This window comes from Enterobacter sp. 940_PEND (genome assembly GCF_001059415.1).
Taxonomy (GTDB): domain Bacteria; phylum Pseudomonadota; class Gammaproteobacteria; order Enterobacterales; family Enterobacteriaceae; genus Enterobacter; species Enterobacter cloacae_M.
This window is the reverse complement of sequence record NZ_JUMS01000015.1, coordinates 56,762-63,306: the sequence shown is the minus strand read 5'-3', so window position 1 is coordinate 63,306 and position 6,545 is coordinate 56,762. Positions and strand designations below refer to the sequence as shown.

Sequence of the window (6,545 nt, the reverse complement as noted above, 5' to 3'; positions counted from 1 at the left end):
GACCCCATCATTATGAGTGATGTGCTCTAACCAACTGAGCTACGTAGCCATCTTTTTTCGCGTTACCTTATCGGCGTTGCGGGGCGCATTATGCGTATAGACCCTTGCAGCGTCAACACCTTTTTCAACGAAAATAGCCGGAATGTGACTGTTTGGTTAGGTTGCGAACAGCGTGACCGAATATTCGGCAATTATTGGTTATTAATCAGATTTAGGCGGTGAAATGTGAGGCAAAAAAATCAGGCCCCTGAGGGGCCTGATTGCGATCTGAGTGATTATTTGTAGGCTGACTGGTGAACGCCTACCGCGCGTCCTGACGGATCGTTCATGGATTTGAAAGATTCATCCCATTCAATCGCTTTGGCAGAAGAGCAGGCGACGGACGGGCCACCCGGTACGCACTCCGCGGCGCTCGGTACCGGGAACAGCTCTTCAAAAATTTCACGATACAGATAGGCCTCTTTCGAGCCCGGCGTGTTGTACGGGAAGCGGAAGCTCGCGGTTTCCAGCTGTTGGTCAGAAACCTGTTTCGCCGCGACCTCTTTCAGGGTGTCGATCCAGCTATAGCCTACGCCATCAGAGAACTGCTCTTTCTGACGCCATGCCACGCTCGCCGGCAGGTAGGATTCAAAACATTCGCGCAGGATATGTTTTTCCATTTTGCCGTTGCCGCACATCTTGTCCTGCGGGTTGATGCGCATCGCCACGTCGAGGAATTTCTTATCCAGGAACGGCACGCGCGCTTCCACGCCCCAGGCCGACATCGCTTTGTTGGCACGCGCACAGTCGAACATGTGCAGCGCCTGCAGCTTGCGCACGGTCTCTTCGTGCAGCTCTTTGGCGTTTGGCGCCTTGTGGAAGTACAGGTAGCCGCCAAACACTTCGTCAGACCCTTCACCGGAGAGCACCATCTTGATGCCCATCGCTTTGATCTTACGCGACATCAGGTACATCGGCGTTGAGGCGCGGATAGTGGTTACGTCATAGGTTTCAATGTGATAGATCACATCGCGGATCGCATCCAGACCTTCCTGCACGGTGAAGTGAATCTCATGGTGCACGGTGCCGAGGTGGTTCGCCACTTCCTGCGCGGCTTTCAGGTCAGGTGCGCCTTCCAGGCCAACGGCAAAAGAGTGCAGCTGTGGCCACCAGGCTTCTGAGCGCTCCTGATCTTCCACGCGACGGGCCGCGAATTTCTTGGTGATCGCGGAGATCACGGAGGAGTCCAGACCGCCGGAGAGCAGCACGCCGTACGGCACGTCGGACATCAGGTGGCTTTTCACGGAATCTTCCAGGGCCTGACGCAGCTCGGCTTTGTCCGTGACGTTGTCTTTCACCGCATCATAGTCGAACCAGTCGCGCTGGTAATAGGAGCGGATCTCGCCGTCTTTGCTCCACAGATAGCTGCCCGCCGGGAACTCTTTAATGGTGCGGCATACCGGCACCAGGGCTTTCATTTCAGAGGCGACGTAGAAGTTGCCGTGCTCATCGTGGCCCATATACAGCGGGATAATGCCGATATGGTCACGGCCAATGAGGTAAGCGTCTTTTTCGCTGTCGTACAGGGCGAAGGCAAACATACCCTGCAGGTCGTCCAGGAACTCGGGCCCTTTCTCCTGATACAGCGCCAGGATCACTTCACAGTCAGAACCGGTCTGGAACGCGTAGCGGTCGCCGTATTCGGCGCGCAGCGCCTGGTGGTTGTAGATTTCACCGTTGACAGCCAGCGCGTGCGTTTTTTTCTCGTTATACAGCGGCTGTGCACCGGCGTTGACGTCAACAATAGACAGACGTTCGTGAGCCAGAATCGCTTTGTCACTGGCGTAAACGCCTGACCAGTCCGGACCGCGGTGGCGCATCAGGCGGGACAGTTCGAGTGCCTTTTTACGCAGTTCGCCCGCGTCAGTTTTAATATCCAGTACGCCAAAAATTGAACACATAACCTTCTCCGTTAACCCTGTTGCTTTGTAATGTTGCTTGCTTATGAAAATGCCGCAAAGGGGCAGGGCGCGCAAGCGTTTTACGGGTGAAAACGGAAATAGTGCAATAGTCATTGCGGAATAGTGAAAAAAGAGTACGTCATGGATTCTTTTATTGATGATTGTGCAATAAAACGTGTTTTTTGTTAGATGGTGTTCTATTTGTGTAGGCTATAAATGAAAAACCACGCCCTGTGGCGTGGTGCGGTATCAGATGATGTCGATTTCATCGACGGAGGGGTAAATCCAGCTTGGCCGGAACGGCATCGAATCAATGTCATCAAGTTGAGAGACGCCGGAGAGGACCAGAATCGTCTCCAGACCCGCCTGAAATCCGGCCAGAATATCGGTGCGCAGGTTGTCGCCGACAATAACGGTTTCTTCAGAGTGGGCCTGCATCTTGTTGAGCGCGGCACGAATGATCCACGGGCTCGGTTTACCGACCACAAACGGCTGACGACCTGAGATTTTTTCGATACCGGCGCACAGCGCGCCGCAGGCCGGATAAAAACCACGGCCGTGCGTATCCGGGTTGGTAGCGATAAAGCGCGCGCCGCTGGCGACAAAGTATGCTGCCTTATGCATCATCTCCCAGTTAAAGGAGCGCGTTTCGCCGACAATCACAAAGTCCGGGTTCACGTCAGTGATGGTAAAGCCAGCTTTGTACAGCTCGTGTATCAGTGCACCTTCACCCACCACGTAGGCTTTTTTCCCTTCCTGACGCTTAAGAAAATCCGCCGTGGCCATTGCCGAGGTATAAAACACGCTGTCCGGAACGTCGACGCCCGCCGTGGCAAAGCGGTTAGCCAGATCCTGACCGGTTTGGGAAGGGTAGTTCGTGAGCAGAACCAGAGGCATTCCTTTGTCGATGATGCGGTGAAGAAACTCCGCAGCACCCGGCACGGCAACGTTGTCGTGCATCAGCACGCCGTCGATATCACAAATTACATTCTTAATGGTCATGGACAGTCCGACATCAAAAAAAGAAGGCGTTACTATAAGGTCCGATCAACTTTCCAGCAAATGCTGCAGCAGAATTCCGTTGAGCATGGCGCGTTTGACCAGCGCGAACGCGCCGATCGCCGAGCGATGGTCAAGCTTTGAACGAACCACCGGGAGGTTCTGGCGGAATGCTTTCAGCGCCTGGGTGTTAATACAGCCTTCAATGGCGGGGAGCAGCACCTTTTCCGCCTCCACAATTTCACCGGCGATCACCACTTTTTGTGGGTTAAACAGGTTAATGGCGATGGCGATGGTTTTCCCCAGATGACGGCCTACCTGCTCGATCACTTCGCAGGCCAGCGCGTCACCCTTATTGGCGGCTTTGCAGATGGTGCCAATTTTGCAATCGTCCAGCGTGACGCGGCTTTGGTAACCCTGTTCGAGGAGATGGCGAACGCGCTGCTCGATGGCCGTGTTGGCGGCAATCGTTTCAAGACAGCCGAAGTTGCCGCAGTGGCAGCGCTCCCCGAGGGGCTCAACCTGAATGTGGCCAATCTCGCCGACGTTACCGTTGCGACCAATAAAAATACGGCCGTTAGAGATAATACCGGCGCCCGTTCCGCGGTGAACGCGCACCAGAATAGAGTCTTCGCAGTCCTGGCTCGCACCAAAGTAGTGCTCTGCCAGCGCCAGCGAGCGAATGTCGTGGCCCACAAAGCAGGTCACTTTAAAACGCTTTTCCAGCGCGTCGACCAGCCCCCAGTTTTCAACCTGAATGTGCGGCATATAGCGGATCACGCCGCTTTCCGGGTCGACCAGGCCGGGCAGAATCACGGAGATGGCGATGAGTTCGCGGATCTTGCGCTGACAGCTTTCAATAAACTGCGCGATGGTATTCAGCAGCGCATGCTCCAGCGTCTCCTGGGTGCGCTCCGGAAGAGGGTAGTGCTCTTCCGCAATGGCTTTACTGCTCAGATCGTACAGCGTGAGCGTGGTGTCATGACGGCCCAGACGGACGCCAATGGCCTGAAAATTGCGGGTTTCGGTGATAATGGAGATGGCGCGGCGGCCCCCGGTGGAGGCCTGCTGATCGACTTCTTTGATCAGACCGCGCTCAATGAGCTGGCGGGTAATTTTTGTCACGCTGGCGGGAGCAAGCTGGCTTTGTTCGGCTATCTGAATTCGCGAGATTGGTCCGTGCTGGTCAATCAGGCGGTATACCGCCGCACTGTTAAGTTGTTTAACGAGATCGACATTACCGATTTGAGCTTGTCCGCCAGGTGTCATACTTTTACTTACTCAGTGACGACCTCGTTACCATTAACGATGGTCTTAATAATTTTATAATCGTGTGTGAATGCCGTCAGGTTTGCAACCATACCTGGTGCAATTCCGCCAAGCTGTTTATCCACGCCCATTGCGCGAGCCGGATAAAGGGTTGCCATACGCAGGACTTCATCAAGCGCAATCCCGCAATGTTCAACCAGGTTACGCACCCCTTCAATCATGGTCAAAGAGGAACCGCTCAGCGTACCGTTTTCATCCACACACAGTCCATTGCGGTAGTATATTGTTTTACCGGCAAAAATGAACTGCTCAATATTTGCACCTGCCGGTGCGGTGGCATCCGTCACCAGACAAAGCTTGTCACCTTTCAGCCGCTTAGCGTTGCGGATGTTGGTGTAATCGACATGCATGCCGTCAGCAATAATGCCGCAGTAGACGTCTGGCTCATCCAGAATCGCCCCGACCAGACCCGGTTCACGGCCTGTGATATACGGCATGGCGTTGTATAGGTGCGTTGCGAAGGTAATCCCCGCGCGGAAACCGGCTTTCGCTTCTTTCAGCGTCGCGTTTGAGTGACCTGCTGAAACGATAATCCCGGCACCAGCCAGTTTGCTGATGACATCCGTACCCGTCATTTCAGGCGCCAGCGTCACTTTGACGATCACATCGGCGTTCGCACACATGTAGTCAACCAGCTCCGCATCAGGTTTACGCACGTAATTCGGGTTATGCGTTCCTTTCTTGACCATATTCAGCCATGGCCCTTCAAGGTGCAGACCCAGCGCCTGGTTAGGGTGTTTGGCCAGGTATTCGCGCATCACGCGGATACCCTGCTTCATGAGGTCATCACTGCTGGTGATGAGCGTTGGCAAATAGCTGGTGCAGCCCGATTTCTCGTTGGCTTTCTGCATGATCTCCAGCGTTTCGACCGTCACAGCATCCGCGGTGTCATTGAATTGCACACCGCCGCAGCCGTTGAGCTGTACGTCGATGAAACCGGGGGAGATTACTGCTCCATTGAGTGAGCGCTGTTCAATCTCCGGCGGCAGTTCTGCCAGCGGGCAAACACGTTCAATCAGGCCATCAGCGATAACAATCGCATGGTCATCCAGAATTTCATGGCCGGTATAAATCCGACCGTGGGTTAAAGCGTACATAACGACCCCCGGTTAAAAAAAGCGGCCGCCTCTTGGTAAAGAGGCGGTTATTCAATTACAGACCTTTGATGTTCTCAGCTTCTAACTCGTTGAAGTATTTCAGCGTTTTAACCTTCAGCTCCATCGTGGACGGTTCGTCACAGACGATGACTGATTTCGGATGCAGCTGCAGGCAGCTGATGGTCCACATATGGTTTACGTTGCCTTCAACGGCAGCCTGGAGCGCTTGCGCTTTCACACCGCCCAGCACCAGAATCATCACTTCTTCGGCATCCAGCAGGGTGCCTACGCCAACGGTCAGGGCGTATTTTGGAACCTGGTTAACATCGCCGTCAAAGAAGCGGGAGTTTGCCACGCGCGTGTCATGGGTCAGCGTTTTAATACGGGTGCGGGAAGCCAGAGATGACGCCGGTTCGTTAAATGCGATATGACCATCATTGCCCACGCCACCCATGAACAGGTGGATCTTACCGTAAGAACGGATTTTTTCTTCATACTGACGGCATTCTGCGTCAATATCAGGCGCGTTTCCATTCAGCAGGTTAATATTTTCAGATGGAATATCAACGTGATCAAAGAAATTGCGGTGCATAAAGCTATGGTAGCTTTCCGGGTGGTCTTTCGGTAAGCCAACGTATTCATCCATATTGAAGGTTACAACATGTTTGAAGCTAACCTGGCCTGCTTTATGCATCTCAACCAGCGCCTTATAGGCGGTCAGCGGCGTGCCGCCTGTCGGAAGTCCAAGAACGAAAGGACGATCGGCGGTCGGTTTAAAGGCGTTAATGCGGTTAACGATATGGCGAGCGGCCCATTTACCGACTTGTTCAGCAGTTGCCAGGGGAATCAGTCTCATTGTTCACCTCAAGAGTTAAAGTAGAAGAGTGGGCGGATGGCTATCGGAACCTGATACTTAAGCGTAACCTGGAAACTTTCAGGCCGGATCAATCCGTCTTGATTTTTTGAATGATAAAATAAGTTTTCGCTGTTAGCCAGTATAAGGGAGGGTAAATAACGATATTTGGTGACAAAAATCACAAAAAGTACGCGTTTAATTTGCGATACGAATTAATTTTTCACACACTCACAATGCCAGTGAAGCATCAACTGTATCTATAGTTCGTGACACAATAAAAAACAGAGCTGAGAACATGCCTTAAACGGGGTCTCATAGGGGGAA

The 6,545-nt window shown here is 53.2% G+C and carries 5 protein-coding genes; all 5 read right to left on the bottom strand.

Annotated features, from left to right (window positions below; translation table 11 throughout):
- Positions 1-275: 275 nt before the first annotated feature.
- The gene (gene asnB / locus ADJ24_RS03600; protein ID WP_023310762.1) at positions 276-1,940 is read right to left on the bottom strand and encodes an asparagine synthase B; all 1,665 of its coding nucleotides are present in this window, start codon (positions 1,938-1,940) and stop codon (positions 276-278) included.
- Positions 1,941-2,189: 249 nt separating this feature from the next.
- Positions 2,190-2,942, bottom strand: a complete 753-nt coding sequence (gene nagD / locus ADJ24_RS03595; protein WP_023310763.1) for a ribonucleotide monophosphatase NagD — start codon at positions 2,940-2,942, stop codon at positions 2,190-2,192.
- A 45-nt stretch (positions 2,943-2,987) separates the two neighbouring features.
- Complete coding sequence (gene nagC / locus ADJ24_RS03590; RefSeq protein WP_021242995.1) at positions 2,988-4,208, bottom strand: DNA-binding transcriptional regulator NagC; 1,221 nt, start codon at positions 4,206-4,208, stop codon at positions 2,988-2,990.
- Positions 4,209-4,216: 8 nt separating this feature from the next.
- The gene (nagA, locus tag ADJ24_RS03585; RefSeq protein WP_023310764.1) at positions 4,217-5,365 is read right to left on the bottom strand and encodes an N-acetylglucosamine-6-phosphate deacetylase; all 1,149 of its coding nucleotides are present in this window, start codon (positions 5,363-5,365) and stop codon (positions 4,217-4,219) included.
- A gap of 55 nt (positions 5,366-5,420) precedes the next feature.
- Positions 5,421-6,221, bottom strand: a complete 801-nt coding sequence (nagB, locus tag ADJ24_RS03580; RefSeq protein ID WP_023310765.1) for a glucosamine-6-phosphate deaminase — start codon at positions 6,219-6,221, stop codon at positions 5,421-5,423.
- Positions 6,222-6,545 lie beyond the last annotated feature (324 nt).

Coding starts and splice junctions, on each gene's coding strand:
- asnB (WP_023310762.1), bottom strand. CDS start 1,940: ATGTGTTCAATTTTTGGCGTACTGGATATTAAAACTGACGCGGGCGAA.
- nagD (WP_023310763.1), bottom strand. CDS start 2,942: ATGACCATTAAGAATGTAATTTGTGATATCGACGGCGTGCTGATGCAC.
- nagC (WP_021242995.1), bottom strand. CDS start 4,208: ATGACACCTGGCGGACAAGCTCAAATCGGTAATGTCGATCTCGTTAAA.
- nagA (WP_023310764.1), bottom strand. CDS start 5,365: ATGTACGCTTTAACCCACGGTCGGATTTATACCGGCCATGAAATTCTG.
- nagB (WP_023310765.1), bottom strand. CDS start 6,221: ATGAGACTGATTCCCCTGGCAACTGCTGAACAAGTCGGTAAATGGGCC.